The 17,003-nt window shown below is 63.6% G+C and carries 9 protein-coding genes; 4 read left to right on the forward strand and 5 right to left on the reverse strand.

Annotation, left to right across the window (positions count from 1 at the left end):
• Nucleotides 1-201: 201 nt before the first annotated feature.
• The gene (locus CDV46_RS01810) at nt 202-1,809 is read right to left on the reverse strand and encodes a Na/Pi cotransporter family protein (RefSeq protein WP_087721648.1); all 1,608 of its coding nucleotides are present in this window, start codon (nt 1,807-1,809) and stop codon (nt 202-204) included.
• A gap of 103 nt (nt 1,810-1,912) precedes the next feature.
• Nucleotides 1,913-2,563, reverse strand: coding sequence for a TetR/AcrR family transcriptional regulator (locus CDV46_RS01815; protein WP_254915899.1), 651 nt, complete (start codon nt 2,561-2,563; stop codon nt 1,913-1,915).
• Nucleotides 2,564-2,722: 159 nt separating this feature from the next.
• On the opposite strand from CDV46_RS01815, the gene CDV46_RS01820 reads away from it, so the two are divergent.
• From CDV46_RS01820 to CDV46_RS01835, 3 genes are all read left to right on the forward strand, one after another.
• Nucleotides 2,723-3,562: a metal-dependent hydrolase gene (locus CDV46_RS01820; RefSeq protein WP_087721649.1), complete on the forward strand. Its 840-nt coding sequence runs from the start codon at nt 2,723-2,725 to the stop codon at nt 3,560-3,562.
• 1,637 nt (nt 3,563-5,199) lie between these two features.
• Entirely contained in the window at nt 5,200-6,243 is a 1,044-nt protein-coding gene (locus CDV46_RS01830) for a porin (protein ID WP_087686718.1), read from the forward strand.
• Between the two features lie 90 nt (nt 6,244-6,333).
• On the forward strand, nt 6,334-7,626 hold the full coding sequence (locus CDV46_RS01835) for an NCS2 family permease (protein WP_058377862.1): 1,293 nt from the start codon (nt 6,334-6,336) through the stop codon (nt 7,624-7,626).
• Nucleotides 7,627-7,740: 114 nt separating this feature from the next.
• On the opposite strand, the gene CDV46_RS01840 is transcribed toward CDV46_RS01835, so the two are convergent.
• Nucleotides 7,741-8,466 (reverse strand): GNAT family N-acetyltransferase, encoded by a 726-nt coding sequence (locus CDV46_RS01840; protein ID WP_087721652.1) that lies wholly within the window; start codon nt 8,464-8,466, stop codon nt 7,741-7,743.
• 108 nt (nt 8,467-8,574) lie between these two features.
• Between CDV46_RS01840 and pdxR the strand changes: the two genes are divergently transcribed.
• The gene (gene pdxR / locus CDV46_RS01845; protein WP_087721653.1) at nt 8,575-10,203 is read left to right on the forward strand and encodes a MocR-like pyridoxine biosynthesis transcription factor PdxR; all 1,629 of its coding nucleotides are present in this window, start codon (nt 8,575-8,577) and stop codon (nt 10,201-10,203) included.
• 36 nt (nt 10,204-10,239) lie between these two features.
• Here the strand turns inward: pdxR and CDV46_RS01850 are convergent, their stop codons facing one another.
• A complete protein-coding gene (locus CDV46_RS01850) occupies nt 10,240-11,502 on the reverse strand; it encodes an MFS transporter (RefSeq protein ID WP_254915900.1) in 1,263 nt (420 codons plus the stop codon).
• A 277-nt stretch (nt 11,503-11,779) separates the two neighbouring features.
• Nucleotides 11,780-16,867, reverse strand: a complete 5,088-nt coding sequence (locus CDV46_RS01855; RefSeq protein ID WP_254915901.1) for an NAD-glutamate dehydrogenase — start codon at nt 16,865-16,867, stop codon at nt 11,780-11,782.
• Between the last annotated feature and the right edge of the window lie 136 nt (nt 16,868-17,003).

Below are 17,003 nucleotides of genomic sequence, written 5' to 3' on the forward strand. Positions count from 1 at the left end.
AGCGATTCCGCTAACGCAGCGCGCGTTAACTATAAATCAACAACAAACCAATTTGGTATTTTTTCTACCATATTGGTAGATAACGTTCTCGGTGCGGTGTGCTGGCCGCCCCCTCGCGCGCACTCGCGCCGCCGCTCACTGTCGGCGATAGGTCACGCGACGTTGACACGGGGCACTGCGCCCCCTGAAATTCCCCGCCGGTCAGTCGATCGGGTCAGTGCCTCTCGCGAGACGCGTGCTCGCCTTGACCGTTTGTTGCAGCGCGCGGCGCAGGGCGCTGTAGCGGCGCAGCGCTTCTTCCATGATGGCGATACGCACGGTGCCCGCTGCGCCGTCGGCGAGCAATTTCGCCTTGAGTCCGCCGTAAGAGGCTTCCATCGCAGCGGCGTGCGTCGTCAGCGACTGACCGCCATCGGCGGGCATGGCATCGCCTTCCACGTGGTCGAGCAGTGCCGTCGCTTCGCGCTGAAAGGCGTTATACACATCCGAGAGTCCCGTCGCCGTGGTCGTCTGATCACGCAACGCGGCAGCGGCGACGGCCTGCTCCGCCGCGCTCTCGTAGTAGCGCAGTGTGCGCAGCGTGTCGGCCAACGCCTGTGCAGCGGCTGCCTCCATTGCCACACGGCTCATGCGCTCCGCAAACGTCTGGCACGCGCCGCCCAGCCGCGTGACCGAAGCGTGCTCTTGTGCCAGCACGCCGGCGCTGGTCCCGAGGAGTGCGCCGCGCACCATATGGCGGCACATATCACCGAGTCGATCCACTTCGTGCTTGAGCGCTTCCACGGCCAGTTGCGGCACCTGAAGCACGTTGTCGTCGAGAAACTGCGGCGCACCCTCGTCCTCTTCCCGCGTTCGAAAACGTCGCTGTAGCCAGTGCAACAGCGGCGTGGCCAGCGGAATCATCAGCAGCACGCCGAGCACGTTGAACGTCGTGTGAAAAATGGCGAGCTTGATGGCCGGATCGTCGGTATAGCCCAACCATTTCATGGCGGCGGTAATCGCGCCGATCATCCACGGCAGAAGGAGCAGAGCCACCACCGCAGCGACCACGTTGAACGCGACGTGCGCCATGGCAGCCCGGCGCGCGTTGGGGGTGGCCCCGATGCCTGCAATGACGGCGGTCACTGTAGTGCCGACGTTCGCACCGATCACGACAGCGGCAGCGCCTTGCGCACCGAGCATGCCGTTTTGCGCAGCGGTCAACGTAATGGCCATCGCGGCAGCGGACGACTGCACGATGCAGGTCAGCACGAAGCCGACGACCACTTGCAGGAGGACATCGAGTGGCCCTTCCCCGTCGGGCATGCGAATCGCGCCGGCCATATCGATAAAGGCCGATTGCAGCAAAGAGATACCGAAGAAGAGCAGGCCGAAACCGGCGAGTGCATTGCCGATGGCCCCGCGTCGCGAGCCTGCACCGGAGAGGCGCAAGGCAACGCCGACCGCGATCATCGGCAGGGCGAAGGCATCGATATTGAATTTCAGGCCGATGACGGCGACGATCCAGCCCATCATCGTCGAGCCGAGGTTCGAGCCGAACATCAGCCAGAGCGCGCCGCCGAGCTTGAGCAGGCCAGCGTTGACGAAGCCGATGGTGGCGATCGTCACGACTGACGACGACTGCGTGATGGCGGTGACCAGTACACCGGAGGCGAAGGCTTGCCAGCGCGTGCGTGTGGCCCCGGCAAGGATACGTTCAAGGGCTGGTCCGGCGGCGAGTTTAAGGCCATCGGACATCATCGACATGCCGACCAGAAAGATGCCGACGCCGCCGGCCAGAATGCTTACCGCCTTGACGATTTCGCCCATGGAATGCGTTTCCTTAGTGCGATGGGAGAGAAGACACCCAAGCCTTACTTAAACGACACGCAAACGACCTTCAGACGACACTAAGACGACACCAAGACGACAATCAAGCGTCTGCGCGCAAAACGCCCCAGCATAACCGGTAAAGCTCGTCTTCGAATTCCGGAGTGCCAAGCAATGGCGAGTCTTCGAGCGCTGCCGAGCGCAGCGTGCCCATGACGGCGCGGGTGAGCACAAACACCGTCGCGGCGGTGGGCGGGCGCATGCCCGGTGCATCGCGTCGGGCCATCGCAATGGCAATGTGTTCCGAGGCTTCGCGAAGTGCCTGCATGATGTTTTCGTGATGATCGAGTTGCCACGCCATCTTGATAAGTGAGCGCTTCACGCGGCCGCCGGAGCCGAACGCTTCGATCAGCACGCGCAGCCGCTCGCGAATCACGCGCTCCGGGTCGGCGCCCTCTTCTGCTGCGCGCGCGAGCCGTTCGTTGAGTTCGTCCATCACCCGACGGCGTTCGCGGGCAATCATCGCGAGCAGGATGGCTTCCTTGGTCGGGAAGTACTGATACAGCGTGCCGATCGAGAATCCGGCCTTCTTGGCAATGCGATTGGTCGTCAGCGCACCCTCGCCTTCCTCATCAAGAACCTGAGCAGTGGCCTCGAAAATGGTCTCCACCGTGTGTTGTGCGCGCGCCTGCATCGGCCGCTTTCGCATGGTGGACGGGGCATTGAGCGGGGCGGGCGATTTGGGTGTGGACATGTCGAAAAACCTGAGCGGGAAGCGAGTTGCGGCAAAGTGCGCAAGAAATGAATAATGCTCACATTCGTTGAGGAATTCAAGTGACGACATGCCGGTGCCACAAAACGGCGGCCGTTGCGGTTCCGCCCAACCGTTTGAGACATTTAAGAGGCAAGCGCCATGACCACAGACACTTCAGCCCTTACCGTTCGCAAGCTTACGGTCGATCTGGCGAGTGGCTTCGAGCGCCACTGGCACAGTGGGGACGCCTACCGCACGATGTACTACAACGCGTTGTCGATGAGTTTCCCGGTTGGGGAGCAGTCGTTCATCGATTCCGTTCGCGACACGATGGATCGTTTGCCCGACGATTCGCGCTATGACAAGCTGCGCGCCGACATTGCGCAGTTCATCGGGCAGGAGGCGACGCACCGTCACATCCACGGGCAGTACAACGCGCAGTTGACCAAACAGGGCTTGGTGAATCACTGGGAAAACTGGGCGACGCGCCGGATTCAATTTGCGCGGCGTCGAAAGCTTTCGCCGATGTACATGCTGGCCGTGACGGCGGCGTATGAGCATTGCACGGCGGTGTTTGGCGATGGCGCATTGCGTTACGACCGCTGGCTGGCGAAGGCCGAGCCGAAGATGCGATTGATGTGGCGCTGGCATGCGGCGGAAGAGACCGAGCACAAGGCGGTGGCGTTCGATCTGTATCGCGCCTTGGGCGGCAGCGAGCGGATGCGCGTTCTCACGTACGTGTATGTGTTGATGATGTTCGCGCTGGAAAGCCATGCGCAGACGATCAGCAATTTGTGGCGCGACGGCTCGTTATTCAAACCGAGTACGTGGTGGGGATTCACGACGATGTTCTTCGGCCGCGATGGCGTGGTGTGGCGTTGCACGGGGCCGATGTTGAAGTACATGTCGACGGGGTTTCATCCGAACAACCACGGCGATCCGCAATTGGCTGAGAGCTGGCTGGCGGCGCATAACGCGGATTGGCGCGCGGTGCGTTGAGCGGTGGCGTTTGGCTTACGGCGTTCGTGGCTAACGATGATCTTTGCGATGCACCGAGGCCCGGCGACTCACACTCCTGTGGTCTGCCGCCGGCCCGGTCCCCGTTTTCGTCGCTCCCCGTTACTCGCTTTGGAAAACGGGGACCGGGCCGACGGCTCGTCACACGCGATCACAACGTCGCACCCGATCGCCCCACCCGCGTCTCCATGCTCCCCGACTCCCCCATCCCGATAACACCGCCTTCTCCAACGCAGAGGGCCTCGTCGCCCATCCCCACGTGCTTTGCATCTGCTGGGGATGGTCGCCGAGACCCTCGATATCCCCGCGGTACTTCCCTACTCCCGGTCGGGTCAGGTGATCGCTTTGGGAGACCCGCTTCGCGTTGAGTCCCACGGGTGTTCACTACGGAGACCCAGGTGGACCGGGCATGGAGAACGACATCGGGAGGAGCGAGGGTCTCGACGGTCGTCACCAGCAGATGCGAAGCACGTGGGGACGACTGGCGAGACCCTTTGCGTTGGAGAAGGCGGTGTTATCGGGATGAGAGAGAGGGAGAAGCGCGGCGAAGCGGGTAACGCGATCGGTTGCGACGATGCGGAGGTAGGGAGATGGCCGTCGGTGCGGTCCCCGTTTTCCAAAGCGAGTAACGGGGAGCGACGAAAACGGGGACCGTACCGGCGGCAGACCGCAAACGTTATGCGTAGGTCAGACGCCAACCAACCGAAGAATTGAAATTTTCACAAAATAGCGAACAGCAAAAAGCAAGCATCAGATTTCCTGCTCGTCTTTCGAATCGCAACCACGATTCAAAAGACTTAAGGCCGTCCATAGCGACGGCCTTTTTTTATTTATCGTGCATGTCCCGACGGCGTTGCATTAGACGCCCATTTCCCAGCGCGCCCGCGATGATTTTTCACATGACCGCAATGACGACTCCCAAGTTCAAGTGAATCAGAATGCAGCGCCAGGTTTGCGTGACAGATTGAACGTGAGCCGCGAACGCAATCTTGTCGTAGAGGCTCTCAGGACACCACTTGGAGATAATGCGATGAGTGCAGTCTATGGCTCTGCCCAGCCCGGCATCGATCTTGATCAGAAGGGAATCCCCTACGAGTGTCTTCGCGACCCCAACACGCACGAATGCCTCAAATGGGACGCCCCTGAATCCCATCCCGCCGCCGCTTCGCGTGATATCAAACGCGACCAGCTAGTGCAATCGCTTTGCGCGTTCGCCACCCGTGCCCAAGGGGGTGATCACATCAGCATTGGCGTCACTGCGCATGCCGCCCCAACGACTCTGGCAATACCCCTGTAACCCTGCTCATACACGCTCGCGAATCCGCACTACGATTCAAAAGACTTAAGGCCGCCCACAGAGACGGCCATTTTTTTGAAAGTTTTCCAAGAAAACTTCGGTGTTAACCCGCGCCGTATGCCGTTCACAACGTAATACCGAGTATCAAACCCCGATGATATTTCGACATTACCGTCTTGATAATAATGATCACGCCTTAAAGCAGCACCGATACCGCGCAACGTGAAGTCAGTGTCAATGACTCGGGCGTGCCCCTGAAATGCATCGGTGAAACAACTGCACAAGGCGCACGCATAAATCAAAACGAGACGGAGACACATTCATGAGCAAGGCAGCGGGATGGCTGCGGGGCGCGTTCGCCCTCGCGGTTTGTGGTGCGGCGGCAGGGGCGGCACAAGCACAATCCAACGTATCGCTTTACGGTCAGGTCGACGCTTGGGTCGGCGCGGCTAAAACACCCGGCGGCGAGCGGGCATGGACGCAGGGCGGCGGCGGCATGTCCACGTCGTACTGGGGCATGAAAGGTAGCGAAGATCTGGGCGACGGTCTCAAGGCAATCTTCGTATTGGAAGACTTCTTCCTGCCGCAAAACGGTAACTACGGCCGCTACACGGGCGACAGCTTCTTCTCGCGCAACGCCTACGTCGGTCTCCAGTCGAACACGCTCGGCACCGTCACGATGGGCCGGTTGACCACGTCGTACTTTGTGTCGACGATTCTGTTCAACCCGTTTGTCGACTCCTATACCTTCAGCCCGATGGTCTATCACACGTTCCTTGGCCAATCCGGGCAAGGCATCGTGGGTGACTCCGGCTGGAGCAACGGCGTGATGTACGCCACGCCCGACTACAAGGGTCTGGGCGCAAGCTTCTCGTACGCCTTCGGCAACAAGGCGGGCGAAGCCGGCCAGAACAAGTGGAGCGCCGCCGCCATGTACTTCCATGGCCCGCTTGCTGCCACCGTCGCGTTCCAGCAAGTGAAATTCGACTCGACGCCCGACGATCAGGCCGGCATTACCGGCTTCCGCAATCAACAAGCGTTGCAGGCCGGTCTCACGTACGACTTCCAGATCGTCAAGCTCTACGGCCAGTATCAGTACATCAAGAACAACATCACCGGCGGCAACCTCACCTCCAACGGCGGCCAGTTCGGTGTGTCGGTGCCGCTCGGTGGCGGCAGTGTCATGGCGTCCTACGCTTATACCAAGAACACCGGCGCCAATAACGTGAGCCGCAACACGTGGGCCGTCGGTTACGACTACAACCTCTCCAAGCGCACCGATCTGTATGCCGCCTACCTCAACGACAAGGTGTCGGGGCTGGAAGCCGGCAATACTTTCGGGGTGGGCATGCGCACCAAGTTCTGACAAACTCGGCAGCACGGCGCGCGCGCAGTACAATGCGCGCGCCCCCGCTGCACACGGACGACGGCATAACAAAGTGAATAGGAGCGCACGTTGCTGACCAAATTCTTCAAACTCGAGGAGCATGGCTCCAATGTCAGGACAGAAATGGTGGCGGGTCTCACCACCTTCCTGACGATGTCTTACATCATCTTCGTCAACCCCAACATTCTCGGCACCACCGGCATGGACAAGAGTGCCGTGTTCGTGGCGACGTGTCTGGCGGCAGCGATTGGCTCGGTGATCATGGCCTTCGTGGCCAACTACCCGATCGGCATGGCGCCCGGTATGGGCCTGAACGCCTTCTTCGCGTTCACCGTGGTGGGGGCCATGGGCTACACCTGGCAGCAAGCGCTGGGCGCAGTCTTCATCTCGGGGTGTATTTTCATCATCCTGACCGTGACTGGGGTGCGATCGTGGCTCATTGCCGGGGTACCCAAATCGCTACGCTGCGCCATCGCGGCCGGTATCGGTCTGTTCCTCGCGATCATCGCGCTGGGTAACGCCGGCATCGTCGTGGCCAACCCGGCCACCAAGATCGGCCTCGGCGATCTGCACTCGCCGCAAGCGCTGCTCGCGATCTTCGGCTTCTTCCTGATCGCCGTGCTCGACGCGCTGCGCATTCGGGGTGCCATCCTCATCGGCATTCTCGTCGTGACGGTGCTCTCGATGGTGCTTGGCCTGAACCAGTTTCAGGGCGTGTTCGCCATGCCGCCGAGCCTCGCACCGACGTTCCTCCAGCTCGACATTCCCGGCGCATTGCACGCTGGCTTCGTGCACGTGATTCTGGCCTTCGTGCTGGTCGAAGTGTTCGACGCCACCGGCACGCTGATGGGTGTGGCCAAGCGCGCCGGTCTGCTCGAAGGCACCCAATACAAGGGGCTGGGACGCGCACTGTTCGCCGACTCGATCGCCATCTTCTTCGGCTCGCTGTTGGGCACGAGCAGCACCACCGCCTACGTGGAAAGCGCCTCGGGCGTGCAAGCCGGCGGTCGCACGGGCCTCACCGCCCTCACCATTGCCGGGCTGTTCATCCTGGCACTGTTCGTCGCGCCGCTGGCGGGTTCGGTCCCGGCCTACGCCGCGGCCCCGGCCCTGCTCTACGTGGCCGGCCTGATGCTGCGCGAACTGCTCGACGTGGAATGGGACGACATCACGGAAGCCACCCCGGCCGCCCTGACCGCCCTCGCCATGCCGTTCACGTACTCGATCGCGACGGGTCTGGCATTCGGCTTCATTTCCTACGCCGTGCTCAAGCTGTTCACGGGCCGTGCGAAGGACGTGCACCCGGCCGCATGGGTCATCGCCGTGCTGTTCGTGTTGAAGTACGCGTTCTTCCCGGGGTAATACCCCGCGAACCCGGCGAGACTGGCGGGCAATACCGCAACACGCAACGCCAGTCTCTGAACGACAAAACGCCCCGCTGGAAGCAATTCCAGCGGGGCGTTTTCTATCGGAAGGTCATCCCTTCGCGGCCGAAATCAGTTCGGCCAGACTCGCCCGATGCTCACCCTCGGCATCGAAGTTCTCCGGCGACAACCACTGCGCAAAACCGCGGCTGATGGCAGACCACTCACCGTCCGTGATCGAGAACCACGCCGTGTCGCGGCTGCGGCCTCGGTAGATGATCGCCTGACGGAAGATGCCCTCGAACGTGAAGCCGTAGCGCGTGGCCGCCCGGCGCGATGGCGCGTTCAACGCGTCGCACTTCCATTCGTAACGGCGATAACCCAACTCGTCGAAGGCGCGCTTGAGCAACAGATACTGGGCTTCCGTGCCCGCCCGGGTGCGCTTGAGCAGCGGCGAGTACGCCACGTGCCCCACTTCGGTCACGCCATTGGCCGTGTCGATGCGCATGAGGGCAAGCGTGCCCACGGCCTTGCCCGTCTCCAGATCGATCACCGCATGGTGCATCGGGTCGGTGGACGCGGCCTGCTTGGTGGCATGCGTGTAATAACTATCGAAATCGGCGAACGGACCCACGCCAAGGTAAGTCCAGTCACGCCCGTCAGGGGCGCTTGCGTAGGCGTCGAACAAGTCCTTCGCGTGACGCTCCACGTCGAGCGGTTCGACACGGCAGTAGCGGCCAGTGATCGGCGTGCGGGGCGGCTGTGCGCGCGGCGTCCAATCCGGCATCGGCGGCCCGATAGGTTGGTCGTATTCGTTGAACAACGGTGCTTCGGTCATGAATGTCCTCTCCAGGAACGTGATGGACGCAAGTGTCACGACACCAAAGTAACGCATTGGTGGTACGATAAAAAGCACCACAATCATGCAATCTAATGGTGCCACGTCATGCCCGCATCCGCCAAGCACGCCAGTGAGATCCACAACGATCCCGGGCCCGAGAATGTCGCGGCGCTGTTCGACAGTCCGCTGAACACCGGCACGGGACGTGGCCTCTCGCTCCAGAAGCAATTGCTCGCCCGGCTCAAGCACGCGATTCTCGAAGGACGGCTGCCCGCCGGTGCACGCCTGCCGGCCTCGCGCACGCTCGCGGAAGATCTCGCCGTCTCGCGTAACACGGTGTCGATCGTCTACGACCAACTGGCCGCCGAAGGCTTCATCGTGCCGCACCGGCTTGGCACCCGTGTCGCCCAACTCTCGCTCGACCCGCGTGTCGCCGAAGAAGCCGCCAGACAATCGGCCCGCCGCAGATCGGCTGAAGACGCGGTGGTCGCCAAAACTACGAGCGCCGACGTCGCGCACCAGACGCCCGAGCCCCACGTCGGCGACTCACCTGCTGCCGCGCCAAGCGCTTCACGCCGGGTGCAGCGCTTGCCCGCCACAAGCCACGCGGCACGGGCGAATGAATCGCCCCTGCCTTTCGTGCCCGGCGTGCCCTCCCTCACGCGCTTTCCGGCCAGTACGTGGCGCCGCACACTCGAGCGCGTGATGCGCGAAGCGCAACCGCGTCACTATCACTACGGCGATCCGCTGGGCGAACCCGCACTGCGCGAAGCCATCGCCGAGCACCTGCGTATCTCTCGCGGCGTGCGTTGCGACGCCTCACAAGTCGTCATCACGGAAGGTGCCCACGAGGCGCTAATTCTCTGCGTGCGTCTGCTCACCGACCCCGGCGACACGGTGTGGATGGAAGACCCGGGCTATCGCGGCGCAAAAGCCGCCTTTCACGCGAGCGACGTGCGCTTGCAGGCCATGCGCGTGGACGATGAAGGTATCGTGATTCCGCCGGGCGCATGGGCCGCGTCGACGCCGCGTCTGGTGTACGTCACGCCATCACACCAATATCCGCTGGGCAGTGTGCTGTCGGCGTCACGCCGGCTCGATCTCATTGCACAGGCACGCCACTACGGCACGTGGATTCTGGAAGACGATTACGACAGCGAGTTTCGCCATCAAGGTGAGCCGATCGCGGCGATGCAAGGCATGGTGCCCGATGCACCGGTGGTCTATGTGGGCACGTTCAGCAAGACGATGTTTCCCGCGCTGCGGCTCGGCTTTCTGATCCTGCCGACGCAACTGGCCGCGCAAACGCGAGACGCCCTCGACGAACTGCTTCGCGGCGGGCATCGTTTCGAACAACTGGCATTGGCAGACTTCATCCGAAGCGGACAATTCGCGCGGCATCTGGGCCGCATGCGACGCCTGTATCGCGAGCGCCAGACGGCCCTGCGTGAAGCGCTTGCGGAACACTTCGACCCGGCATACGCGGTCATCGGCGAGCGTTGCGGCCTGCATCTCACGGTACGCCTCGATCCCGCGTTCCACGACAAGACGATCGTGGCAACCGCCTTGCGCGAAGGCATGGGGCCGCGTGCCCTGTCGAGCTTCGCGCTCGATCCGCAACCGGCCGACAACGGCCTTGTCATCGGCTACGGCGATACGGACGCCGCGCGGATTCCATCACTCATCAAACGACTGGCCGCGATCGTGGCCACGCAAGGGAAAGTGGGTCGGTGATACGTTGGGAATCAGTTGGGGGGGATCGCTGCGTAATTACGCGGCCTGTGGCGTTTTTTTGGCGCTGTTGGCCGCCTTGCCCGCTTCGCTGGCTTCCTGCGCTTCACTGGCCGCACGCGCCCGCGCGGCACGCGACATCCAGACCGTGAGCAGCACCGCAGCAATGGCGGCCACGGCAGCACACAGATATACCTCGGCATAACCATAGGCGCCGACGATCAGGCCGGCGACCGGCCCGGTCACGCCCAGCGCAACATCCAGAAATACCGAGTAGGCACCCAGCGCTGCGCCGCGATTCTGCGCCGGCACCAGATTCACTGCGGCCACGCCCAGCGACGGGAACACCAGCGAGAAGCCCGCGCCCGCCAGTGCCGCGCCCAACAACGCCGTAAAGCCGGTCGGGGCCACGCCAAGCACGATCAGGCCGAAGGCTTCCAGCGCAAACGACACCATGGCCACGCGATAACCGCCGAAGCGCGCGATGCTGCTGCCCAGCGCCAGCCGAACGCCCATGAAGCACACGCCGAACGCGGTCAGTGCGAGCGCGGCGTTGTCCCAATGATGGCTGGCGTAGTACAGCGTAATGAAGGTGGAGATCGCGCCGAACCCGATCGAGCCCAACGCCAGCCCCATGCCGTACGGCATCACACGGCCCAGCACCGCACGAAACGCGAGACGCTCACCATGAATCACCGGTGTCGCACGCTTGATGCGGGCCAGCAGCAAACCAACGACACCCGACAACGCAATCGCGCCACCCAATGCCTCGATACCGTACGCGTTGTCGAGGGCCACACCGAGCGGCGCACCCAGCGCCAGCGCGCCATACGTTGCCACGCCGTTCCACGAGATCACCCGCGCCGTATTCGCCGGGCCCACTTGCCCGATGCCCCACATGATCGCGCCGGTCGACACCCAGCTTTCACCAAAGCCCAGCACCAGACGCCCGAGAATCAGCGCAACCAGCGAGAGCCACGGCACGCCGGAGAACACGCCACCGAGCGCCACGAGCAAGCCCGATGCGCCGCAGGCGACCAGACCGCATAGCACCGTGCGTTTCGGACCCCACGCGTCGGCCGTGCGACCGGCGTACGGGCGCGAAAGCAACGTCGCCAAGTACTGCACGCTGATCGCCAGACCGGCAATGACAGAGCTGTAAGCCAAGTCCACATGCACGAACGACGGCAGCACCGCGAGCGGCAAGCCAATCGTCAGATAGCAGAGGAACGTGAAGAACACGGTCGAGACGATTTGAAGCGTCGTCGCAAACTGCGTAGGGGTGCGGGCGTCGTTTGACATTGCGAAGGGAAAAGAGAATCGACGAAACCCCAGGACGTAACAACCCGCGCAATGGACAAGCATTCGCGCGGGCTAATTCAATCCTAGGGTTTTCCCGAATGATACGCCGTTTTGCGTCTTTTGTGTAAACGCTTAATAGTTGACGAAAATGATGAGGTGTGATGACTCAATCACACTCAATTTGGAAGGAGGCGTGTGCCGGGGCGGGAGAAACTCCCCGCCCCGTATGAAGCAAAACGACATCAAGCGAATACCACAGCAAAGTGGTACGACAACATCATCTCCCGACTTCGGCGAGCGATTTCAGGCTGACCGAGAGCATCGCCAGATCTGCGTTGCCCGCCGCCACCTGATCGGCCAGCACACGGTGATAACGGGCCAGCGAGTCGGCATGCGCCTGCTGCCAGTCGGCCACCCGGGTGTCGGCCTGGGTGCTGGCCGGCGCCGTGGCGGGCTTGTTTGATGCCGCATCCGTTGTCTCGGTCGGTGCGCCGTCGAGCACGCTCGCCGTCAGACGCCGCCGCAAGATCGACAACTCCTCCAGCAAGGTGGCCCGCGCCAGACGCTGCCAATGCGACTGCACCGGCAGTCCGAGCACGCCCGCGTGCAGCCAGCCGTAGCCCAGTGGCTGATCAAGCGCGAAATACACCTGCGCCGCCAGCGCCGGTTCGCACCGGCTCGTGCTCGCCACTTCGGCAATATCGAGCAAGGCCACGCGCGCGCCGATACCCGCCGCCGTCTGCGCCAGTGCCGGCGGCACGCCCGCGTCGACAAAGGTCTGACGCTTCACCCGCGCTTCGTCAGCCGCCTCGCCGCTCACGAGCGAGTCCAGCGTCGGCAGCAACGGATCGAGCACGCCGCGCATGCGCTCCACCGTTTGCGGCACGTCCGTCAGACGACGACGCAGGAACCACAGCGTCGCCTGCTCGTGCCACTGCGCCAGCGCGGTGAACAGCGCCGCCTGCGTTTCGTGCGATACGCGGGCATCGAGCGCGTCAACCTCTTCCCACAAGGCGTCGAGCCCGTACACACCGCGCGCGGCAAGGCTCGCGCGCACGACATCCACCGGGTCGACGCCCGTCTCCTCGCTCAAGTGGTGCACGAACGTCACGCCTGCCCGGTTGACGAGGGCGTTGGCGTGCATCGTCGCCAGAATTTCGCGCTTGAGCGGGTGCCGCGTCATGGCCGCACCGCATCGACTGGCCAAGGGCGTCGGAAAGTAGGTCGGCAATTCTTCCGCCACGAAGTCCGCATCGGGCAACGTGCTGGCGAGCAGCATGTCGTAGAGCCACATCTTGCTGTACGCCATGAGCACGGCACGTTCCGGCGACGTGAGCCCCGTGCCCGCCGCGCGCCGTGCGTCGAGCGCCTCGTCGTCGGGCAGGAATTCGATTGCCCGCGCAAGCCGCTGGCCCCGTTCGAGATACCGCATGAACCGGGCGTCGCCGTCGAGCGCCGCTGCCGCACGCAAACGCCCGAGCGACAGCGCCTGCGTTTGCAGATAGTTGTCGCGCAGCACAAGCGTGCCGACTTCTTCCGTCATTTCGGCGAGCAACGTGTTGCGCTGCTTGAGTGTCATTTCGCCATCGGCAACCACAATACCCAGCAGAATCTTGATGTTCACCTCGTGATCGGAACAATCGACGCCCGCCGAGTTGTCGATCGCGTCGGTGTTGATCCGTCCGCCGTGCTGCGCGTATTCGATGCGGCCCAATTGCGTCAGACCGAGATTGCCGCCTTCCGCCACGACCTTGCATCGCAGGTCGAGCCCGTTCACGCGTAACCCGTCGTTCGCCCGGTCGCCCACTTGCGCGTGCGATTCCGTGCTCGCCTTCACGTAGGTGCCGATACCCCCGTTGTAGAGCAGGTCGACTGGCGCCTTGAGCAAGGCGCGCAACAGGTCGGTCGGGGCCATTTCGGTGGCGTCGGTCTCGATCAGCTCGCGTACCTCGGGCGAGAGCGCAATCGTCTTGGCACTGCGGGGAAAGATGCCGCCACCGGCGGAAATCAGTTTGACGTCGTAGTCGCCCCAACTGGAGCGCGGCAGCTGGAACAGCCGCTCGCGCTCGGCGAACGAGGCAGCCGCATCGGGCGCCGGATCGAGAAAGATATGCCGGTGATCGAACGCCGCCACCAGCCGGATGTGCTTCGAGAGCAGCATGCCGTTGCCGAACACGTCGCCTGACATATCGCCGATGCCGACCACGCTGAAGTCCTGCGTTTGCGTGTCGACGCCCATCTCGCTGAAGTGCCGCTTGACCGACTCCCACGCACCGCGCGCGGTGATCGCCATCTTCTTGTGGTCGTAGCCGACCGAACCGCCCGACGCAAACGCATCGCCCAGCCAGAAGCCGTACTCCGCCGAAATGGCATTCGCATAGTCGGAGAACGTGGCCGTGCCCTTGTCGGCCGCCACCACGAGATACGGGTCGTCGGCGTCGTATCGCACAGTGTCGGCCGGCGCCACGAGTTGGCCATCGACATAGTTGTCGGTCAGATCGAGCAACCCGCGCAGGAAGGTCTGATAGCACGCCACACCTTCGGCAAGAAATGCGTCGCGATCGCCCGGCGCCGGCGGCTGCTTGACGACAAACCCGCCCTTCGAGCCCACCGGCACGATCACGGTGTTTTTCACCATCTGGGCTTTGACGAGGCCCAGCACTTCGGTGCGGAAGTCTTCCCGGCGGTCGGACCAGCGCAGACCGCCGCGCGCGACACGCCCGCCGCGCAGGTGCACGCCTTCGACGCGTGGCGAATACACCCAGATCTCGAACATTGGCTTCGGCTCAGGCAGGCCCGGCACCTTCGACGGATCGAATTTGAACGACAGATAAGGCTTCTGCGTCGTGCCGTCCTTCCCGCGCTGGAAGTAGTTGGTGCGCAGCGTCGCCTCCAGCACCCCGAGAAACTGGCGCAGGATGCGATCCTCGTCGAGATTGGGCACGTCTTCGAGCGCCGCGTGAATCTGTGCGCGCAATCGCTCAGACTGATGGGTGCGGGTCTCCGCCGGGAGTGCCGGGTCGAAGCGCGCAAGGAACAGCCGCACGAGCAGGCCTGCAATCGACGGATTGCCCGTCAGTGCGCTCTCTATATAGGCGTTGCTGAACGTCGAGCCGACTTGCCGGATGTACTTCGCGTACGCGCGCAGGATGCGCACTTCGCGCCAAGTGAGTCCGGCCTGCAAGACCAGCCGGTTCAGATCGTCGTTCTCGACGTCGCCCGCCCAGATACGCGCGAAGGCGTCTTCGAAACGCGCCCGCGCCTGTTCAAGATCGACGTCGGCACCGTCGAGGCTCGTCATACCGAAGTCATGCATCCAGATCGCGCCCGAGTCGGCCGTCTCGATGCGATACGGCCGCTCGTCGTTTACGCGCACGCCCAGATGCTCAAGCATCGGCAGGCTGCGCGAGAGGGCGATGGGTTCGCCCGCCTGATAGATCTTGAAACGCAACGCGCCGGGCGAGGCTTCGAGCGGACGATAAAGCTGCATCGACAACTGCGAGCAACCGGTGGCCGACTGGCGCGCGCCCAGCAGCGGCTCGATCAACTCGACGTCGCGCACGGCCACGCGCGCGGCATAGTCTTCGCGATATCCGGCGGGGAACGCCTGCGCATAGCGACGCAGCGCCCGCATGCCCCGTTCTTCGCCCAACTGCTCGCGCAGGGCTTCCGACAGGTCGTCCTGCCAGCGGCGCGACGTCTCGACGATGCGCGCTTCGAGTTCGTTCACATCGACGTCGGGCACATGGCCGGGCTCGGTGCGCACGGTAATGTGAATGCGCGCGAGCATCGACTCGGAGAGTTGCGGCGTAAATTCCACGCCGGTGCCGTGATAGGCCGCCAGCAGCAGGTTCTGCACGCGCACGCGCAGGTCCGTATTGAATTTCTCGCGCGGCACGAACACCATGCACGACACGAAACGGTCGAACCGGTCGCGCCGCACAAAGAGCCGCGTACGCTGGCGCTCCTGCAAACGCAGAATACCGAGCGCAATTTCCGCGAGCGCGTCGACATCGATCTGGAAGAGTTCGTCGCGCGGGTACTGTTCGAGAATGGTGACGAGCGTCTTGGCCAGATGGCCGTTGGGCAGGAAGCCCGTGCGCCCGATCACCTCGGCGACTTTGCGGCGCACCAGCGGGATATCTTCCACCGGCACCATGTAGACGGTTGACGTGTACAAGCCCAGAAAGCGGCGCTCGCCACAGACGCGGCCCTGCGCGTCGAAGCGCTTCACGCCCACATAGTCCAGATAGCCCGGCCGGTGCACGGTGGCGCGCGAGTTCGCCTTGGTGAGGAATATCGGCGTGCTGGCCTCCACGATGCCGATCGCACCCGGCGACAGACGAGTGACGTCGGGCGACGCGGCGTCGCGGCGCGATTCGCGCAACACGCCCAGTCCGGTCCCCGCCACACCTTGCAGATAGTGCGCGCCGTCGCGCTCCACGAGTTCGTAGTCGCGATAGCCCAGGAAGGTGAAGTGGCGTCCGAGCATCCAGTCGAGGAACGCCTGCGCCTCGTCCACTTCCGCCCGCTCTTGCTCGCTTACGCCCTTCTGCGCCGCGCGTTGCGTAAGCGCCTCGATGGCGGCGTGGGCCGCCGCCTGCATCGCCCGCCAGTCTTCTACCGCTGCGCGCACGTCGCCGAGCACGCGTTGCAGGCCGTCGGCAAGCGCCTGTATGCGCTCGGGCTCGGAGAAGCGGTCGACTTCGATGTGGATATACGATTCAAAGCGACCGCCGTCCTGACTGGCGCCGCCGCCATCGCCCGCGGACGTGGCCGCGCTGGTCGCAGCGGTGGCGCCGAGCAGCGCGCCGACCTGTGCCGCGCCCGCAGCACCGCCGTTGCCCGTGCCTCCCCGCGCCGTCTTGCCGCCCGGACCGGCTGCGCTGGCACCGTCGCCGATGGCGGGCATGGTGCTGCGCCGGATACCGCCGCCGGGGGCGACGGCAACGCGTTTGCCGGTGTTATCGCGGGTGACGCGGTAGACGGGGTGGAACGCCGAATGGAGCGCCAGCCCCTGCCGGTTGATTTCCATCGTCACCGAATCGACGAGAAACGGCATGTCGTCGTTCACGATCTCGACCACCGTGTGGCTGCAATGCCAGCCGTGCTGGTCGAGCGTGGGATTGTAGATACGGATGCGCGGCTGGCCGGACACGAATTTCTGCCCCAGTTGCCAATGCGCCATCGCCGCGCCATAAAGATCGGCGACACTGCGCGAGACGACTTCCTCGGCATCGGCCAGACCGTAGTAATGCAATACGAACGGTTCAAACTGGGCAGCGACGTCGGGCGCGCGCTCGCGCGCCATGGTCACGACTTCCGCCATGTGCTGGCGGACCTTCTCTTCCGGATGCGCAGGCATGAAAAACCTCGGCAGGAATGGGACTAGTCATCGACAGGCAAGGCCATGCTACGCCGGGTGGCCCCGGGCAGCAATGGTGCATCGGGGGAGAGCGGCGACAGCCCGCGGCGGCGGCCCGCGGCGGCGGCACGACGCC

The sequence above is a fragment of the Pandoraea sp. PE-S2T-3 genome (assembly GCF_002179965.1).
Lineage (GTDB): Bacteria > Pseudomonadota > Gammaproteobacteria > Burkholderiales > Burkholderiaceae > Pandoraea.